This is a genomic window from Paenibacillus sp. FSL M8-0212 (assembly GCF_038004645.1).
Taxonomy (GTDB): Bacteria; Bacillota; Bacilli; order Paenibacillales; family Paenibacillaceae; genus Paenibacillus.
The window spans coordinates 1,878,653-1,895,526 of record NZ_JBBORP010000001.1; the positions used below are offsets into that span (position 1 = coordinate 1,878,653).

At 47.6% G+C, this 16,874-nt stretch carries 12 protein-coding genes; 8 read left to right on the forward strand and 4 right to left on the reverse strand.

Features of this window, described 5'->3' with window-relative positions:
* Positions 1-109: 109 nt before the first annotated feature.
* Positions 110-436 carry an MTH1187 family thiamine-binding protein gene (locus tag MKX68_RS08285; protein WP_339786675.1) on the reverse strand — a complete coding sequence of 109 codons (327 nt, stop codon included), beginning with the start codon at positions 434-436 and terminating at the stop codon, positions 110-112.
* Between the two features lie 773 nt (positions 437-1,209).
* On the opposite strand from MKX68_RS08285, the gene MKX68_RS08290 reads away from it, so the two are divergent.
* Complete coding sequence (locus tag MKX68_RS08290; protein WP_047840293.1) at positions 1,210-3,528, forward strand: ribonucleoside-diphosphate reductase subunit alpha; 2,319 nt, start codon at positions 1,210-1,212, stop codon at positions 3,526-3,528.
* 209 nt (positions 3,529-3,737) lie between these two features.
* Positions 3,738-4,769, forward strand: coding sequence for a ribonucleotide-diphosphate reductase subunit beta (locus MKX68_RS08295; RefSeq protein ID WP_036607380.1), 1,032 nt, complete (start codon positions 3,738-3,740; stop codon positions 4,767-4,769).
* A 320-nt stretch (positions 4,770-5,089) separates the two neighbouring features.
* On the opposite strand, the gene MKX68_RS08300 is transcribed toward MKX68_RS08295, so the two are convergent.
* Positions 5,090-5,734, reverse strand: coding sequence for a hypothetical protein (locus MKX68_RS08300; RefSeq protein WP_340910730.1), 645 nt, complete (start codon positions 5,732-5,734; stop codon positions 5,090-5,092).
* 60 nt (positions 5,735-5,794) lie between these two features.
* Here MKX68_RS08300 and MKX68_RS08305 point away from each other — a divergent pair, with 60 nt between their 5' ends.
* Positions 5,795-6,769, forward strand: coding sequence for an SMI1/KNR4 family protein (locus tag MKX68_RS08305; RefSeq protein ID WP_340910732.1), 975 nt, complete (start codon positions 5,795-5,797; stop codon positions 6,767-6,769).
* A 21-nt stretch (positions 6,770-6,790) separates the two neighbouring features.
* Positions 6,791-7,825 carry a phosphotransferase family protein gene (locus tag MKX68_RS08310; RefSeq protein ID WP_340910734.1) on the forward strand — a complete coding sequence of 345 codons (1,035 nt, stop codon included), beginning with the start codon at positions 6,791-6,793 and terminating at the stop codon, positions 7,823-7,825.
* Between the two features lie 184 nt (positions 7,826-8,009).
* On the opposite strand, the gene MKX68_RS08315 is transcribed toward MKX68_RS08310, so the two are convergent.
* Positions 8,010-9,821, reverse strand: a complete 1,812-nt coding sequence (locus tag MKX68_RS08315) for a S9 family peptidase (protein WP_340910736.1) — start codon at positions 9,819-9,821, stop codon at positions 8,010-8,012.
* A 140-nt stretch (positions 9,822-9,961) separates the two neighbouring features.
* On the reverse strand, positions 9,962-10,381 hold the full coding sequence (gene fosB / locus MKX68_RS08320; RefSeq protein WP_307415181.1) for a metallothiol transferase FosB: 420 nt from the start codon (positions 10,379-10,381) through the stop codon (positions 9,962-9,964).
* Between the two features lie 155 nt (positions 10,382-10,536).
* On the opposite strand from fosB, the gene MKX68_RS08325 reads away from it, so the two are divergent.
* From MKX68_RS08325 to MKX68_RS08340, 4 genes are all read left to right on the forward strand, one after another.
* On the forward strand, positions 10,537-11,436 hold the full coding sequence (locus MKX68_RS08325) for a glucose 1-dehydrogenase (RefSeq protein WP_338590487.1): 900 nt from the start codon (positions 10,537-10,539) through the stop codon (positions 11,434-11,436).
* A 124-nt stretch (positions 11,437-11,560) separates the two neighbouring features.
* Positions 11,561-13,171 carry a gamma-glutamyltransferase family protein gene (locus MKX68_RS08330; RefSeq protein ID WP_340915336.1) on the forward strand — a complete coding sequence of 537 codons (1,611 nt, stop codon included), beginning with the start codon at positions 11,561-11,563 and terminating at the stop codon, positions 13,169-13,171.
* Between the two features lie 368 nt (positions 13,172-13,539).
* The gene (locus MKX68_RS08335) at positions 13,540-14,553 is read left to right on the forward strand and encodes a BMP family lipoprotein (RefSeq protein ID WP_340910739.1); all 1,014 of its coding nucleotides are present in this window, start codon (positions 13,540-13,542) and stop codon (positions 14,551-14,553) included.
* A gap of 26 nt (positions 14,554-14,579) precedes the next feature.
* Complete coding sequence (locus tag MKX68_RS08340; RefSeq protein WP_340910742.1) at positions 14,580-16,232, forward strand: methyl-accepting chemotaxis protein; 1,653 nt, start codon at positions 14,580-14,582, stop codon at positions 16,230-16,232.
* Positions 16,233-16,874 lie beyond the last annotated feature (642 nt).

Consider the following 16,874-nt stretch of genomic DNA (forward strand, 5'->3'; position numbering starts at 1 on the left):
CTGTTTATAGATGTCAGAAATTCACGTTAACTACACAGACAGACACAATCTAACCTTTAATTAAATAACATAGCGAATAACCGTATTTACGGATGTTTATACTAAACCATTAATTAGGTCTTGCCTGAAGTGACGAAAGTTTATCCTGAACCGATTGTAACTTCTGTATACTTGAGGCATCCGGTTTATCACGACGGTCGTCAATTTTGACGGATGTGGAAACGCGCTGAGCTCCTGACAAAAACGGTGCTTCATGCAGAGCCGCAATTGCTGTAAAGATCTCGTTAAGCGGTCCCTCAATAATGGTGCTCATGGATGTTAACTGATATGTAATGCCCCGTTGATGTTCCAATACCTTTTGCATGTCCGCCACATAACTGCTTAGACTGGTTGTACCCGTTCCGATCGGAATTACAGTCACTTCTGCTATTGCCATTTTGCTCCGCCTCCTCTGGGCCCCGTGAACAACCGCTGCCGCTAATTTTAGTCGATTTTTGACTATTTTTATTCTACCAGTTGAATACGTTACAATTCAAACTGACGTGAAGACGTCATTCAAATTGGCCAAAAATTTTTTTTGATAAATCTTCAAATCTTCCAGTCCTTTTCCTTTGCGGATTCCTGGCTTAAATGGTATACTCGGAATTACGTTTTACTGTATCGGCCCACTTTACAAACACAATATGTTGGGTTACAGTATGTTGACAGCTACAAAATGTAGTAACACTAGATTTCTCCGCTTCTATTAGTCACCTTCTGCATTCTCGCGAAAAACAGGATGAAATCACCTCCAAAGGCACGTCCCTGTAGGTGTAAATCGCTTTCTCGAAACAGAGTTGACATGGAGGTTAACGGGGCTGTTTGGACTGCATCCGGTATCCTCAAACTACAGGCACATCTGCAATAGACCAAAGCTTACATAAGCACCCTTTTCTGTCGATATCCTGAACCTCTAAGACAGTAAGGAAGCCAGAGCATCCATGGGCATTTTCAGCCGCGAGGCGGGAGAATGCTTTTTATATGAGCATGTTCTGCATTGTGCTGTTTTGTGCTCCTCAAGTTGAGCGATTTAAGACATGAACTTGTCACCGCCGTTTCAGTCTGCCAAAAGCAACCTTTACCTTTTTCTCACCGTAAGACAACACTCAATTCTTTATATAAAGAATTTCTCCAATTTATCTCTTAAACATGCGAAAGCGAGGAATATTCATGCCACAAGTTGTGACCAAGCCGAACAACCGCCAGCTTGCCTTTGATGATATGCGCATCTCGGTATATGCCGACCGTACTCTGGAAGGACTGGAAATGCTGGACAAGGAACGTCTGGTACGTGGGGTAAACAGCAAGCTCCGCCGTGATGAAGTTACCGGAGACGAAATCAGCAACGCTTTTATCATGAGCGCACTGGAACTGGTAACCAAAGAGGAGCCTAATTGGAAATTTGCAGCGGCACGCTCCCTGCTCACTTCCCTGTACAAAAAAGCGGCTACCAACCGCAGATACAAGTCTTACCCGGACGAGCCTTATGGCGCATTCCATCCTCTTCTTGTAGATCTCGTGAAAAAAGGTATCTACCGCGAAGAATTGCTGGAATGTTACACCAAAGAACAGATCGACGAACTTGCTGAGTGCATTGACTACCGCAACGATCTGCTCTTCGATTACATCGGCTTGCTCACATTGGCAGAACGTTACCTCGCTCACGATTTTGATGGAAAAGTAATGGAATTGCCGCAAGAGCGTTATATGGTTATCGCCATGTTCCTAATGCACCAAGAGCCTGCCGAGAAACGTATGGATCTCGTCAAGGAAGCATACTGGGCAATGAGCAACATGTACATGACCGCAGCTACTCCTACGATGTCCAATGCAGGTAAAAAAGTAGCCGGTCAGCTCTCCAGCTGCTTCATTGATACGGTGGACGACTCACTCGAAGGTATCTTCGATTCCAACACGGATGTAGCTCGTCTGAGCAAAATGGGTGGCGGCATCGGCGTTTACCTCGGCAAAGTCAGAGCTCGTGGTTCGGATATCCGTGGTCACCAAAATACAAGTTCCGGTGTAATCCCTTGGATTCGCCAACTGAATAATACAGCGGTCAGCGTAGACCAGCTCGGTACGCGTAAAGGGGCCATTGCCGTCTACCTGGATGTTTTCCACAAAGACATTCTGGCCTTCCTCGATCTGAAGCTGAACAACGGTGACGAGCGTATGCGTGCGCATGACGTATTCCACGGCATCTGTCTGCCTGACTTGTTCATGGAGCGGGTATCCACTCGCGGCGAATGGAGCCTGTTCTGTCCGCACGAAACAAAGAAAGTAATGGGCTGGAAGGACGAGAATGGTCGTGCACTCGGACTGGAAGATTTCTATGATGAGTCCTTTGGCGAAGGTGCGTTCCGTGATAAATACGAAGAAGCAGTAAATCACCCACTGCTGTCCCGGATTACAGTACAGGCGATTGACATCATGAAGCGTGTACTGAAATCCCAACTGGAGACAGGTACGCCATACATGTTCTACCGGGATACGGTTAACCGCTCGAATCCTAACCGTGCACACGGTATGGTATACTCCTCCAACCTGTGTACCGAAATTATGCAGAACCAGTCTGCCACTGTGATTGAAAAGGAAGAACTCGTAACCAAGGATGGACAAACTCGCATCGTGATTTCCAAAGTGCCTGGCGACTTTGTTGTCTGCAACCTGAACTCCATCCATCTGGCACGTGCTATACCTCATAATGTATTGGAGCGTCTCGTTCCGATTCAAGTGCGCATGCTGGACAACGTTATCGACATTAACAACATTGAAGTGTTGCAAGCCCAATATACCAACAGCCAATATCGCGCAGTCGGTCTGGGAACGTTTGGACTTCACCACCTGCTTGCTCTCGAAGGCATTCATTGGGAGTCTGAAGAAGCGGTAACGTATAACGATAATCTGTATGAAAAAATTAACTATCTGCTCGTGAAATCCAGTATGGAGCTGTCCAAGGAAAAAGGACATTATCCGAAATTCAAAGGTTCCGATTGGGAAAGTGGTCACTACTTCGACCAACGCGAGTACACATCAGGTGAGCGCGTAGGCGAGTTCGTGACAACCGAACAGTGGAAAGAACTGCAAGCCGAAGTACGACAAAACGGTGTACGTAATGCTTGGTTGTTCGCCATTGCACCCAATGGTTCCACGTCCATCATTGCCGGCTCAACGGCTAGTATTGATCCGCTCTATGAGCTGTTATCTTATGAAGAGAAAACAACATACAAAATTGCCAACCCGGCTCCGGATCTGTCCGAAAAAACAAGCCCTTATTACCAAACGGCGTTCCAGGTGGACCAACATGCTTCCATTAATATGGCGGCTGCCCGTCAGCGCCACGTCGATCAGGGACAAAGTTTCAACTTCTACGTTCGACCAGATATTAAAGCAACAGAATTCCTGGAATTGCATCTGCACGCCTGGAGAGCCGGCATGAAATCAACTTATTATGTTCGTAGCCGGGCATTAACGATTGAAGAATCTTGATTTTTGCGCAAGTTGCGTTTCATCCATGATAGAGAAGATTTACTAGATTCAAGGTGACCACCAGGGCATCCTGTTTTGATTGCAAAATGGCGCTGCCCTGGTTCTTTTTTGCCTAAAACATGATCACAGCATCGCAAGATGTTGATATAGATGATTTCCCAAAGTTCTGTCGGCAGAACATTATGAAATTTCAAGGAGTGAACGGAACCATGCAAGTACAGAAAATTTTCAACACCGAAGCCCCTAACCAATCAACCCGTATAATTGAAGGTGAATGCTCCGGTATCCTGAACTGGAACGACATTCGCATGCCTCATATGTACAAATTGTACAAAGTACTGTTGCTCAACCACTGGATCGCAGACGAGATTCCAATGTCCAAAGATGCTTCCCAGTTTGCTCAACTGGATGAGGAAGAGCAACGTACGTTCAAAATCAACATCTCCCTGCTCGCGGTACTCGATTCCATGCAGACGATGTTTGTTGGTGACGTAAAACGTTACTTTACCGATTCTTCACTCGAGGCGATCTCGGCCATTATCGGACAACAGGAAGTCGTTCATAACCAATCGTACTCCTACGTTCTGTCTTCGATCGTATCGGATCGGGAGCAAAAGGAAATTTTTGAATACTGGAAACATGATCCAGTCCTGCTTGACCGTAACCGTTTCATCGCAGACATCTACCAAACATTCCGGGACGAGCCGTCTCCACAGACGTTCTTCCAGGCTATGGTAGCCGATCTGGTACTCGAAGGAATCTTCTTCTATAGTACGTTTGCCTTCTTCTACAATCTGGCCCGTGACCAGAAAATGATGGCAACCAGCCAGATGATCTCCTATATCCAGCGGGATGAAAACCAACACTGTTACTTCTTCGCTGAAGTGTACAAACAGTTGCTGGTGGACTTCCCTGAACTGAACACACCTGAGAACATGGACTACGTATACACAACCATCCATCGTGCTGTTGAGCTTGAAACCAACTGGGCACATTACACACTCAGCAACGTGCGCGGTATTGACCTGAACGAGTTGGAAGATTACATCAAGTACATCGCCAACAAACGTCTGCGTCTGATGGGTATGGAAAAAGCATATGAAGGTGTGGATGTAAACTGCATGCCTTGGATTAAACCATTCTCCGATGAAGCACTGAATGCAACCAAAACCGACTTCTTCGAAGCTAAATCCCGTAACTACGGTAAAGTTGGCGACGATAACGGATTTGACGATTTGTAATAAAGATTCCTCATATCGAATTAAACTGAAAATTATTTACACTGACACTACGATGACAGAACAACTTTCCAATAGCTGTTATCCCCAGATTTTTTTTAATTCCCTTTCTCAAGGGAAAATCCGGTGATAAAGGCGAACGCTTCGCTTTTTCAAGTTCTTTCTGTCCTCTCCGTTGTTGTGTAAATGATTAGTTCAATTCATATCGTTTTAATCACATACACTATAAATAAAAACAACACTCCCTGAACTGTGGCTACTACGCCTAAGTTCAGGGAGTGTTGTTTAATTCGTATGTACAATCTCATATCAGTATTGAACTATTATAATTTAATAGAGATATTTCTTTTCAAGATAATATCTGAAAAATCATTCTCAATAAAACGAAAATTACTTTTCGGTATCTTTAAAGCCAAGACGCTGCCTCCCCAAATGGTGTTCCAAACTTGTGCATCGGTTTCTTCTTCAGGTGTTAAGTTCAATTTAGTTCCGAGTGTCCGTTCGAATTCCCCTTTGTATTTATCTCCATATAAGGCAATTTGCCCTGTGTGGTAATCCAGGTCACTGACTCCTATTGTTGATTGGCGTTCTGCCTCTTCCTTTTTCCACATAGTCACAATCTCTTTAATCGTCGTTCTCTTACCTGCTCCATACACATATGTAGTATCGTCTGGAATGAGATTATGTTTGTTGGCCCCGGCTCTTTGAACTCCCATAAAACGGCCTTGATCAATCCAGTTGAAAATCGTAATACTTACTCCAAAAAATACAGATAATTCTTTAGGAGTATAAGAACGTACAGCTTCAATAGAAGGAACACCACTGTCTGTAATTCCTGTCGGTACATCCACTGCTTGACTTAACGCATGTTTGAGAAGCGTAACATACTTTTCTCTAAAAATATCAGCATTTTCAAAGATAGATTCATCCAGGCTACGAAGAGGTTGATTTATACATTCTCCAACCAACCTACACTTATTATATAATGAAAGAGATTCATACCCCTCCTACGGAAGTGAGGCCTATTCATGGAAAGAGAACTGCTGGAACAAATCAACTTGTGGCATGAGCAGGACCAATTCAGACTTATTATTGAACGTATTGAACGTATCCCCGTCTCAGAACGGGATTATGATCTGATTGGTCAACTCGCCAGAGCCTATAATAATGACGCACGTTACCGCGAAGCTATTCAACATTTGTTGTCTGTCGAGGAGCAAGGGGTAAACGACCCGCTCTGGCAATATCGCTTGGGTTACGCATACTGTTACATCGCGAGCTATGAGCAGGCACTACTCGCTTTTGAGAGAGCTGACGAACTTCTGCCCCATGATGAATCTACCCTTGAATTCCTTCGCCAGATTCGTCCCCAAGCGGAGAAGATGCGGATGGATCGTCAACGTCATGAAGAGAATATCGCAGCATTGGAACAGAGCGGTACACAGAACCATCTAAGAGCCGCTTCAGGGACTTATGATCCCGCAACGTTCTGGGTACAGAGTGATTATGCGCAGGACAACCATGTATCAGAACCTTTTGATGAAGAAGAGATTTTGACTATTGAGAAAGAATTGGGTTACAAGCTGCCCGCTTCCTATATCCAACTGATGAATACGCAAAACGGCGGTATCCCTGCGCTCACTGTATTTCCCACCAAAGAAGCGACTTCCTGGGCTGAGGATCACATTGCCATTTCAAGCATTATGGGAATCGGACACGATAAAATATACGCACTCGCTGGTGAGCTGGGAAGTCGGTTCATGATCGAAGATTGGGGATACCCCGATCTGGGGATTGTAATCTGTGATTGTCCATCCGCTGGTCATGATGTTGTTATGCTGGATTATCGCTTCTGTGGCCCTGAAGGTGAACCCTGTGTAGTTCATGTGGATCAGGAAAATGATTATGAGATTACATATCTTGCGCCGAATTTTGAAGCTTTCATCCGTGGATTGGTCGATGAGGATACGTATGACCTGTCTGACGAAGTTAATGAGGACTAACACCCAGGAGGGTCCGGCCATATGACAACCCGTATATATTTTGGTTCCAATCAACTTGGCGAAGTGGCCGCAGTTTCATTGCAGGATGCGCTGAATGAGCTTGACCTGGGAACCCTTGAAGATTATCGACGAACGGATAAAGGTGTTATGGGTCAGACACTGCTCATTCGCTCTTCCCGTGGAGAGTATATTCTGAAAGGCAATCCTTTATATGCAGGACAGTTACAGGAAGAAAAGTTCTTTGTAGAACAACTGGCAAAACATACGTCCATCCCTGTCCCTGATCCATATTTATTACATGAAGATACCCATCTGCTAGGCTGGAGTTATGCCATAATGCCGCGCCTGCCCGGGAATCACCTGTATGATCCAGCATTCCAGGCTTTACTGTCACAGCAAGATCAGGAAGAGATCGCCTGTATGTTTGCCCATACTTTGGCTGAACTGCACCGCTGGAAGGTGCCTGATGCCGGGGAATATGATCCTGTAGCGCAGCAGATTGTTTCCTTTGCAGGCGATTATCTGGACTGGTTGTACGGAACCAGTCGTCACTGGTTACATGATGCTGAACAGTACTCGGTGATTACGGATGAAGATGTTCAGTGGGTGGACGAGCAATTCAAGAATGCTGAACCAGCATTTCGTTCCAAAGCTGTTCCGGTTTTTGTCATGGGAGACTTCAAGGTCGAAAATATTTTGATTCAAAATCTGGACGGCCGTTCTTCAGGATGGCAGATTAGTGGTCTGTTCGATTTTACAACTGCCTATTTCGGAGATGGTACAGCCGACCTAACCAAAATATCCACCAGGTATGTTCGTGAGGGTCAACCAGAGCTTGCCGCACAGTTCCTTCGCTGCTACCGGGATCTGGTCTGTGCAGCAGATGAGGAGAAATGCCAGCACTTCCGCACACGTCTCAGCATGCATCTGCTCTATCAACGTATCTTGTGGTGGGGCGAAGCCAAAGCGACAGGACAAGTGACGTGGGCAGCCGACCTGCCTTTTGCACAGTGGGCGCAGCAGTCCATCCATTCGATTGTCACATTGCTAGATTAGTAGATTAGTTATTAGATTTGGGCAGGTCGCTCAATGGATAGCGGCCTTCCAAACTAATGTATGTATCGTTCCATATATGTCGCCCAACATGCGGGCGCACGCATACAACCGCCAGAGATCATCCTTGATCTTTGGCGGTTTTCCTCATCTCACTATATTTAAGTCAACGATGGAATCTCTCAACTTAAGCTTGTGCGACGGGTGACTCCTGATGTTTCTGCAAAAACTCCAGCATCCGGCGGTATACGAGAATCTCGTTAGTCTTTCTGGAGAAGCCATGACCCTCATCATTCAGAACGATGTACTCCACATCAAGTCCCTTCGACTGGAGCGCAGCCACGATCTGATCGGATTCGGCCTTCACGACCCTTGGATCATTGGCACCCTGAATGACCAGCATGGGGTTAACCATCTGATCGAGATACGTAATCGGTGAATCCTTCGTTAAACGTTCGCGGTCACGGACCGGATCACCCAACCAGTTATCCATCATCGGCTTCCAGTCTTCCGGTACGGATTCCAGGAATGTGAACAGGTTACTTGGCCCAAAAATATCGACCGCAGCCCGGAACAGCTCCGGATGGCGACCTGCCAGTAACAGGGTCATATATCCCCCATAACTACCCCCTACCACAAACAACCGCTCTGGCGAGGTGATTCCCTGATCAAACAACCAGTTGATCCCGGCAACACAGTCCAGCCTTGGACCCTCACCCCAATCACGCTCAACCATCTTGACAAATTCCGCACCATATCCGGTACTGCCCCGGAAATTCGGTGCAAAGACATGATAGCCCTGAGCGAGCATCATCTGGAACATCGGCCGAAAAAACTTTGCTTCGGATGCTTGCGGCCCACCATGAGGCCAAAATACGGTGTAACCATTGGCTTGCTCTGGCTTTGCTTTGAACAAAAGAGCTTCGATCTCCAGTCCGTCGTAGGAGTTATACCGAATAACGTCAGGGTACACGAGATCACTTGGGTCCAGTCCGGTTACCCGATTGGCAGTCAGCGGCTCCCAGGACTCAGCACCTGCCATTTTGCGATAGATGTTATGCGGTTGGATCGCTCCACGTCCGAGGATATACACATTGCCAGCCTTCGTAACGTTCACCTGCTCTATCGTATCCAGCGGCATATCTATGCGCCGAGGCTCATCGGCATTTTTGCCCAATACGTACATACGATTCTCCGGACCTGTAAGTGTCCAGAAATATAAGGTCTCGGAAGCCTGATGCCAGCGGATAAACTCCACATCTTCCCCTTCGATTTTGCACAATAAACGGAATTCGCGGGTATCGATACGGTACTCAGCCACATAGGCGTATGCGGAGTCATCATTGGTAATGAACAGAAGACGATTGTCATCTGCAAAAATCAGATCGGATACCTGACTATGACGTTCTGAAGCTGGCAGAATCACCATTTCTTCATTATTACGATACAGATGCGCCGTCTGATACGTATTGGAGTACATTTTTAAAATAACATAACTCTTCTCGTCAGGACTTACTGCAAACAGACTGCTCGTAACCTCTTCTCCACTGTATAACAGTTCATCTTCCCCTGTCTCCAGATCGATGCGACGTGAATTCAGATAATTCGGATTACCCGCGCTGGTGACATAATAGAGACGTTGTCCATCCTCGGACAACTCAGAGAAATAACAGCGATCATTTGGTTCTGCCGGAACCACAGGCAGTGGAACACCACCCTCGGGTGGAAGTGCATACAGATGATAGTTCTCATCTCCATCCCGATCAAACGCGGTAAGCAGATGACGTCCTTGCGGGTCTGCTTTGATAAATTGACTGCTCTGATTCAAGTACGTTAAAGGATACGGATATCCTCCTGGCAAATCCATCGCCCAAATATTCGGCTGACCGTTCAGATTACTGTCCATGAACAGACGTTTCTCGTCTGCCGATACGGCAAAATGCGAAATACGGTACGTCTGAAAATATTGCTCGACATCCGGTTTAGGGAACTGAATCATGACAAACCTCCTTGGAATTGAACCAACGAATTTAACATTGGTAAATTAAGGTACCATTTGTCCATATTATAGGTAATGCCAATGTTTAGACAATAGATATGTGAGTTATAATTCCAGATTTTCTCGATTTGCACATGAACTCACGGATAAAAGGTCATATGCGCTTTGTCTTCGCGATAATAATCCAGCCTTTGCTTCATCGTACCTGTATGCAGTTCAAACAAATGACCATCCGGATCAGTAAAATAAACAGATAATGCGTCCCGGGGATCTCTGGGCCTTCCAGGAAGAATGTCCGCCCCGGCTGCTCGCAGCTGCTGTACAGACGCGTCGAATTCCTCTTCTGTAACGGTAAATGCAATATGGGTATAGGTTCGTTCCGTATAGTTGCGAATAACATCCTCCTGATTCAGGGCAATCCACAGACCGGCAAGCTCAAAATAAGCCAGTTTGCGTCCTTTCACCTGAATTCGGGCACCGAGAGCCTGCTCATAAAAGGTAATAGCCCGCTCCAGATTGGATACGGAAAAGCACAAATGATTAATTCCTTGAATATTCATGTGGCTCCTGACACCTCCATCGATTTAAGGATCTATCCTTATTATGGTATATTCTGCGCAAAAAACAACCGCTCTGCTGCTTCCTCCCGCACCTTCTTCTGGGCGAATGCATAGGTTATCCGTATCAATGAACGTTCGAGGAGGATGTAAAGCGAATGAATCCTGTCTATCCTTTTTATGGTGAGAAAACGGTGTGCAAGGAGCAAAAGCTGGCATTTCCACCCCAGCATCAGGACCAGCAACCCGGTCTGGAAACCCTGATGGTGCCTGAACCGATTAGTGAAGATCCTGCTTACATCGGCAGCTGCAAACTCCAAGGCAAAGTTGCCATTATTACGGGTGGTGATAGTGGAATCGGACGGGCGGCCGCCATCGCTTTTGCCAAGGAAGGTGCAGATATCGTCATCGCTTATCTATATGAACGGACAGATGCCGAAAGGACTCGTGAACGGATCGAAGAATTGGGACAGCGCTGTCTCTTAATCGAGATTGACCTCCGCTTAAAGAAAAACTGCGAAGCCGTCATCCGCTCGACGATGGAAACCTATGGGAAGATCGACATTCTGGTCAACAATCATGGCGTACAGTATGTGCAGCCAAGCATCGTTGATATTACAGAAGAACAGCTGTACCACACCTTTCAAACAAATGTGTTCGCCTATTTCTTTCTGATCCAGGCCGCTCTCCCACATCTGTGTAAAGGTGCCTCTATCATTAATACGGCTTCCATTACGGCATACAAAGGAAATACCCAACTGATCGACTACTCTTCTACCAAAGGAGCCGTCGTATCGCTGACTCGGGTACTCGCCCAATCGCTTGCTGCACAGGGAATTCGCGTGAACTCCGTCGCCCCCGGCCCGATCTGGACACCGCTCATTCCTTCCAGCTTCTCAGCGGAGGATGTGCAAGTATTTGGAACGGAGACGCCTATGGGTCGGGCTGGTCAGCCTTACGAACTGGCGGCAGCCTACGTTTATCTCGCTTCCCGCGATTCATCCTACGTCACAGGTGAATGCATTCATGTCAATGGCGGCGATATGGTGACGACATAGGCTGATGTCAGGTTGGATTTGGCAGGTGTGGCAGGATATCGGTTGTCCGGTTGCGAAGAGGGTTAGGAGTATGATCCGGTTATGCCGGAGCCTGACATCTAGCGACAAGGAGCTGAACAACCTGATGAACTTCGATCCACTCTACCAACCGTACCCCTCTTACCGCGTGCCTGTGTATGCCAAGCAAGGCATGGTCGCCACGTCACAGCCACTGGCTGCACAAGCCGGCCTGGATGTATTGAAAAAAGGCGGCAATGCCATCGATGCCGCCATTGCAACTGCGGCAGCACTCACGGTGCTGGAGCCTACGTCCAATGGCATTGGCGGCGATGCTTTTGCCCTCGTCTGGACCGAGGGCAAACTGCATGGCCTGAATGCCAGCGGCCCTGCGCCTCAGGGCATATCCATTGAGGCGCTTCAAGCGGCAGGCTATACGGAGATGCCGAAGCTTGGGGTTGTTCCGGTGACGGTGCCTGGCGCACCGGCGGGCTGGGCTGAGCTGAGCCGCCGTTTTGGGCGGCTCACGCTGGCGGAAGCGCTGGAACCGGCCATCCGCTACGCGGAGGAAGGTTACCCGCTTGCGCCTGGGCTGGCCCGCCACTGGGCAAGGGCAGCCGAGATCTATGCACGCCAGGGTGATGCGACGGCAGGGCGTGCGTGGTTTGAGACATTTGCTCCAGGCGGGCGTGTTCCCGCAGCTGGAGAGATGTGGCGCTCGCCGGATCATGCGGCGACTTTGCGCCAGATTGGCGAGAGCGAAGCGCGAGACTTTTACGAAGGAGAACTGGCAGGACGCATTCATTCCTTTATGGCAGAGCACGGTGGTTATCTGACTCGCGAAGATTTGAAGGCTTTCCAGCCGGAGTGGGTTGATCCCATCTCCGTCTCCTATCGCGGATACGATGTGTGGGAGATTCCGCCGAATGGACAAGGATTGATTGCTCTGGCGGCGCTTAATCTGCTGAAAGGATATGAATTTGAAGAGAAAGAATCGGTTCAGGCGTATCATCAGCAGCTCGAAGCCATGAAGCTGGCATTTGCCGATGGGGAGAAATATATTACCGAAGAACGCAAAATGGGCGTGACGGTGGAGGAATTGCTATCCGAGGCCTACGCGGAAGAACGGCGCAAACTCATTGGTGATACCGCACGTGCACCTGAGGCAGGTGATCCACGAGCAAGTGGAACGGTTTATCTGGCTACAGCGGATGGTGAAGGCAACATGGTCTCCTTTATCCAAAGTAACTACATGGGCTTTGGGTCCGGACTTGTTGTTCCGGGGACAGGCATTGCTCTGCAAAACCGCGGACATAATTTCTCACTGGACCCGAATCATGCCAACGCCCTGGAGCCGGGTAAACGGACGTATCACACGATCATTCCGGGGTTCCTCACCCGCGGGAGCGAAGCGGTCGGGCCATTCGGTGTCATGGGTGGTTTCATGCAGCCGCAAGGTCATGTACAGGTGGTCATGAATACGATTGATTATCACCTGAACCCACAGGCCGCCTTAGATTCTCCACGCTGGCAGTGGACGAAGGGCAAAACAATTCTCGTGGAACCGGATTTCCCGCAGCACATTGCACAGGCACTCGCCCGCAAAGGACATGATATTCAAGTGGCGCTTGATCCATCCCAGTTTGGACGCGGTCAGATCATCTGGCGCAACCCGGACAATGGCGTATTATGCGGGGGTACGGAAACCCGAGCGGATGGCTCAATTGCGGCTTGGTAAAACCCGTGTCATTTTTATAATAGGATGATCACCTTATCATCCGTATAGGGCGCTATTCTATGGCACAAGAGAGATGATTCATTTCATCTCTCTTGTGCCTTTTTTGGACTTATAACATCAGCAAACAACATACTGTAGATATTTATGTACCCTTTTAACCAGAGAAATGTAAAAATACTGTATAATTCATGAAAAATATTTATTTTTTCGTAAATTTTCACTACATAACATAAATCACAGTGCCTTTCTGACCGATATAGATAAAGGGAAATCCTCGCCATACGTGTCATCATGTACACGTCATTCCCTGGAGCTAAGGAACCATGCAAAAAAAGAAAAATGCGACTACAGAAATGAGGGTACCACACATGAAAACAAACAAGAACAGACGCGCAGGTCTAGGTCTCACCATAATGATGATCCTGACGGTACTGATCCTGGGGGCATGTTCAGCCAATAATACAACAACGGCAACAGACACAAGAACAAAGGTCGGGATCGTGCTTACGGAAGTGGGTCTGGGTGACCGTTCTTTTAATGATGCTGCTTTTGATGGACTGGTTCAGGCCAGAAATGAGAAAAGCATTATCTTCGACTATCGTGAACCGGGCGATAATTTAACTGCCGAAGCTGCATTTGAGGAGTTTGCAGAAGCCAAATTCGATCTGATTATCGGCCTGAGTGATACGGTCCAAGCAGATATGGAGAAAGTTGCAGCCAAATATCCTGATCAGCAGTTCCTCATGATTGACAGTAAGTCTGAACTACCTAACATTGCCTCCATTTCATTCCGGGCGGAAGAAGGAAGTTATCTGGCAGGTGTTATTGCCGCCATGGCGACAACGGAAGATCATGTCGGTTTCCTTGGTGGGATGGAGATACCGGTCCTTCGTAATTTCGAGCAGGGTTTTAAGCAAGGTGTTCTGGCTGTCAAGCCGGATGCAACCGTTGATGCGGTCTACGCAGGGGACTTCGGTAATGCCGAGCTCGGTGAACAACTGGCTGCACAGATGATTCAGGAAAAGGGCGCTGACGTGATCTACGTAGCTGCCGGTCTCACAGGCGTGGGCGCACTGACGGAGATTCAGAAATTAGGGAAATACGCCATCGGTGTAGATACCGATCAATTCTTTTTGGCGGAAAAAGCCATCCTTACGTCCATGCTGAAAAATGTGGATGTCTCTATCTATAATGCCGTTAACACGTTTATTAAAAACAATCATACCTTCCCTCAAAAGGAAATCGTGGAGGGGCTGGCGGAGAACGCCGTGGGTCTGACTGCTCTACATAATATCACGCTCAGTGATGAACAACAGCAAACCTTCGAAGATCTGAAGGCAAAGATCTCTTCCGGTCAAATCAAAATTACGCTTGATCAATAACCCATCGGATACGAGGAGGTACGCACATGAAACTACAGGGAAAACTGATACTTAATGCTCTAATTTCACTACTTCTATGCCTTGTGCTAGTCGCTTATATCATCATGCAATTGCTCGGTATGAATGCCAAAAATCAAAATCTGGTACCTGCCATGCTCAAGGTGAGTGAACTGAACGCCAATCAGATTCAAACCCAGCAAGCGCTGGATGTCTATTCGTTCTCCATGACAGCAGGAAACCAGGACGCCGTACTTCGCTTGCTGGATGAAGGTCAAACGATGATTCAGGAGCTTACGGACGGATTGCTCGAAACAGATCAGCAGTTACAGCTTATTCAGTCCATCGAGACAAAATTACAAGCTCTCAACCAGGGAGCCACCGAAGCGATGAGCGCAATGAACAGTGCGGAAGCGAAACGGTACAGCACTCGGGTTCGGGGCATACAGAATGATATCTATTCGTTAGATGAGATGACTCGGGATCGTTATGATCAATATACCGTCGATTTGGAACATGACATTCAGCAAACGTGGCAAGCCGCTCTGGTAGGAGCCATCGTATTGCTCGTCGCCGTAATGCTGTTTAATATGTATACTTCACGTCAGATCGCCAAACGTATTCGAACACTCAAAGACGCCGCGGGACAAATTGCGGACGGTGACCTGACCGGACAATTACCGGAAGCTCGGGGCAAAGATGAACTCGATGACCTGAGTCGCTCCTTCGGGATCATGACCCATAATATCCGCGGCATTATTCAGTCGATTGGTGAAGCGGGGCATCGTGTCGATCTGATGGCGCAAGATATTGACCGTGGCAATGATACAGCCCAAGCGATTGTGCAGCAAGTATCCCGCACCACGGAGGAACTGTCGATTGGCAGTCAAAAGATTGCGGAGGATCTGAGTGAAACGGTGATGGTTGTGGACAAAATGCAGTCTACCTTCAATAGCAATCTGGAGGCCACTTCCCAATCGGTGATCGATGGTCGTGAAGTATTAACTACCGTTGAGGAAGGCAATAAGGCTGTAGCAGAGCAACTCCGCCTGGCCGAAGTGAATCGCATGGCGATGTCAGAGGTGGAACAAACGGTACGGGAACTGGAAGAAAGCGCGGTTCGAATCACTACGATGACGGCATATGTATCGGAGATTGCCAAACAAACGACCATGCTCTCGTTAAATGCCTCCATAGAGGCTGCTCGCGCTGGAGAAGCCGGACGTGGCTTCGCTGTTGTTGCGGGCGAGGTGAACAAACTCGCCGAACAATCTGCGCAATCGGTCAAGCATATCTATGCGGCTGTGGGCGAGATCACATCCTCCATGGACAAGGTGAAGAACTCTGTAGCACAGAGCATGCAGCTATTTGGCGAACAGGAACAAGCCACTGGCCAGACTCGTGAATCCTTCTCCGCCATTCGTGAAAGTGTGGAGCGCATTAGTACGGGGATCCACCAGCTTGCGGAGGACATGCAACACTCCAATGAACTCAGTACACAGGTGCAACAGGCCATCGAAAATATCAGTGCCATTACCGAGCAGTCAGCTGCCAGCAGTGAAGAGATTACCGCCTCCACGTCGGAACAACAACGCTCCTTCGCTGATGCAAGTATCAAGGTGAAGTCATTGCGTGATATCAGTGCGGAGATGCATCAGGAACTGCTGCGATTCCGGCTATAAGCAGGATGCCGGGAGAATTCAGACCGAACGTAGGTCGGATTTAGTTTAGATACCATTTTAGATGCAGATTTTAGGCAAGTTATGGGCAGGTTAGATCCGAGCCAGGATCAGGTAGCGTGAACATACAAACAAATAAAGGGGAGCCTCCGTCATGAATCATGACAAGGCTCCCCTTTTCAGTAACTAATCGTTGTTCCATCTGAAAATTAATCGTTTCAAGATATGAAAGTATATAAATTGAACTAAACATTTACACAAAACAGAGAGGACAGAAAGAACCTGAAGAAGCGAAGCTAAAAGCTATCTGAAAGAAGCTGCATCGGAAACATATGCTTCGCCTAAAAGCTTTTTGAAACAAAGCTGCTTCGGTAGCATACGCTTCGCCTAAGAGCTTTTTGAAAGAAAGCCGCATCGGAAGCATACACTTCGCCTAAGAGCTTTTTGAAAGAAAGCCGCTTCGGAAGCATACACTTCGCCTAAGAGCTTTTTGAAAGAAAGCTGCTTCGGAAGCATACACTTCGCCTAAGAGCTTTTTGAAAGAAAGCTGCTTCGGAAGCATACGCTATCCCGGATTTCCTAGTTTATAAAAAAAACTGGGGATAACAGCGATCGGAAGGTTGTTCTGTCACCGGAATGTCCAGT

Coding starts and splice junctions, on each gene's coding strand:
- MKX68_RS08285 (WP_339786675.1), bottom strand. CDS start 436: ATGGCAATAGCAGAAGTGACTGTAATTCCGATCGGAACGGGTACAACC.
- MKX68_RS08335 (WP_340910739.1), top strand. CDS start 13,540: ATGAAAACAAACAAGAACAGACGCGCAGGTCTAGGTCTCACCATAATG.
- MKX68_RS08325 (WP_338590487.1), top strand. CDS start 10,537: ATGAATCCTGTCTATCCTTTTTATGGTGAGAAAACGGTGTGCAAGGAG.
- MKX68_RS08290 (WP_047840293.1), top strand. CDS start 1,210: ATGCCACAAGTTGTGACCAAGCCGAACAACCGCCAGCTTGCCTTTGAT.
- MKX68_RS08305 (WP_340910732.1), top strand. CDS start 5,795: ATGGAAAGAGAACTGCTGGAACAAATCAACTTGTGGCATGAGCAGGAC.
- MKX68_RS08310 (WP_340910734.1), top strand. CDS start 6,791: ATGACAACCCGTATATATTTTGGTTCCAATCAACTTGGCGAAGTGGCC.
- MKX68_RS08295 (WP_036607380.1), top strand. CDS start 3,738: ATGCAAGTACAGAAAATTTTCAACACCGAAGCCCCTAACCAATCAACC.
- MKX68_RS08330 (WP_340915336.1), top strand. CDS start 11,561: ATGAACTTCGATCCACTCTACCAACCGTACCCCTCTTACCGCGTGCCT.
- MKX68_RS08340 (WP_340910742.1), top strand. CDS start 14,580: ATGAAACTACAGGGAAAACTGATACTTAATGCTCTAATTTCACTACTT.
- fosB (WP_307415181.1), bottom strand. CDS start 10,381: ATGAATATTCAAGGAATTAATCATTTGTGCTTTTCCGTATCCAATCTG.
- MKX68_RS08315 (WP_340910736.1), bottom strand. CDS start 9,821: ATGATTCAGTTCCCTAAACCGGATGTCGAGCAATATTTTCAGACGTAC.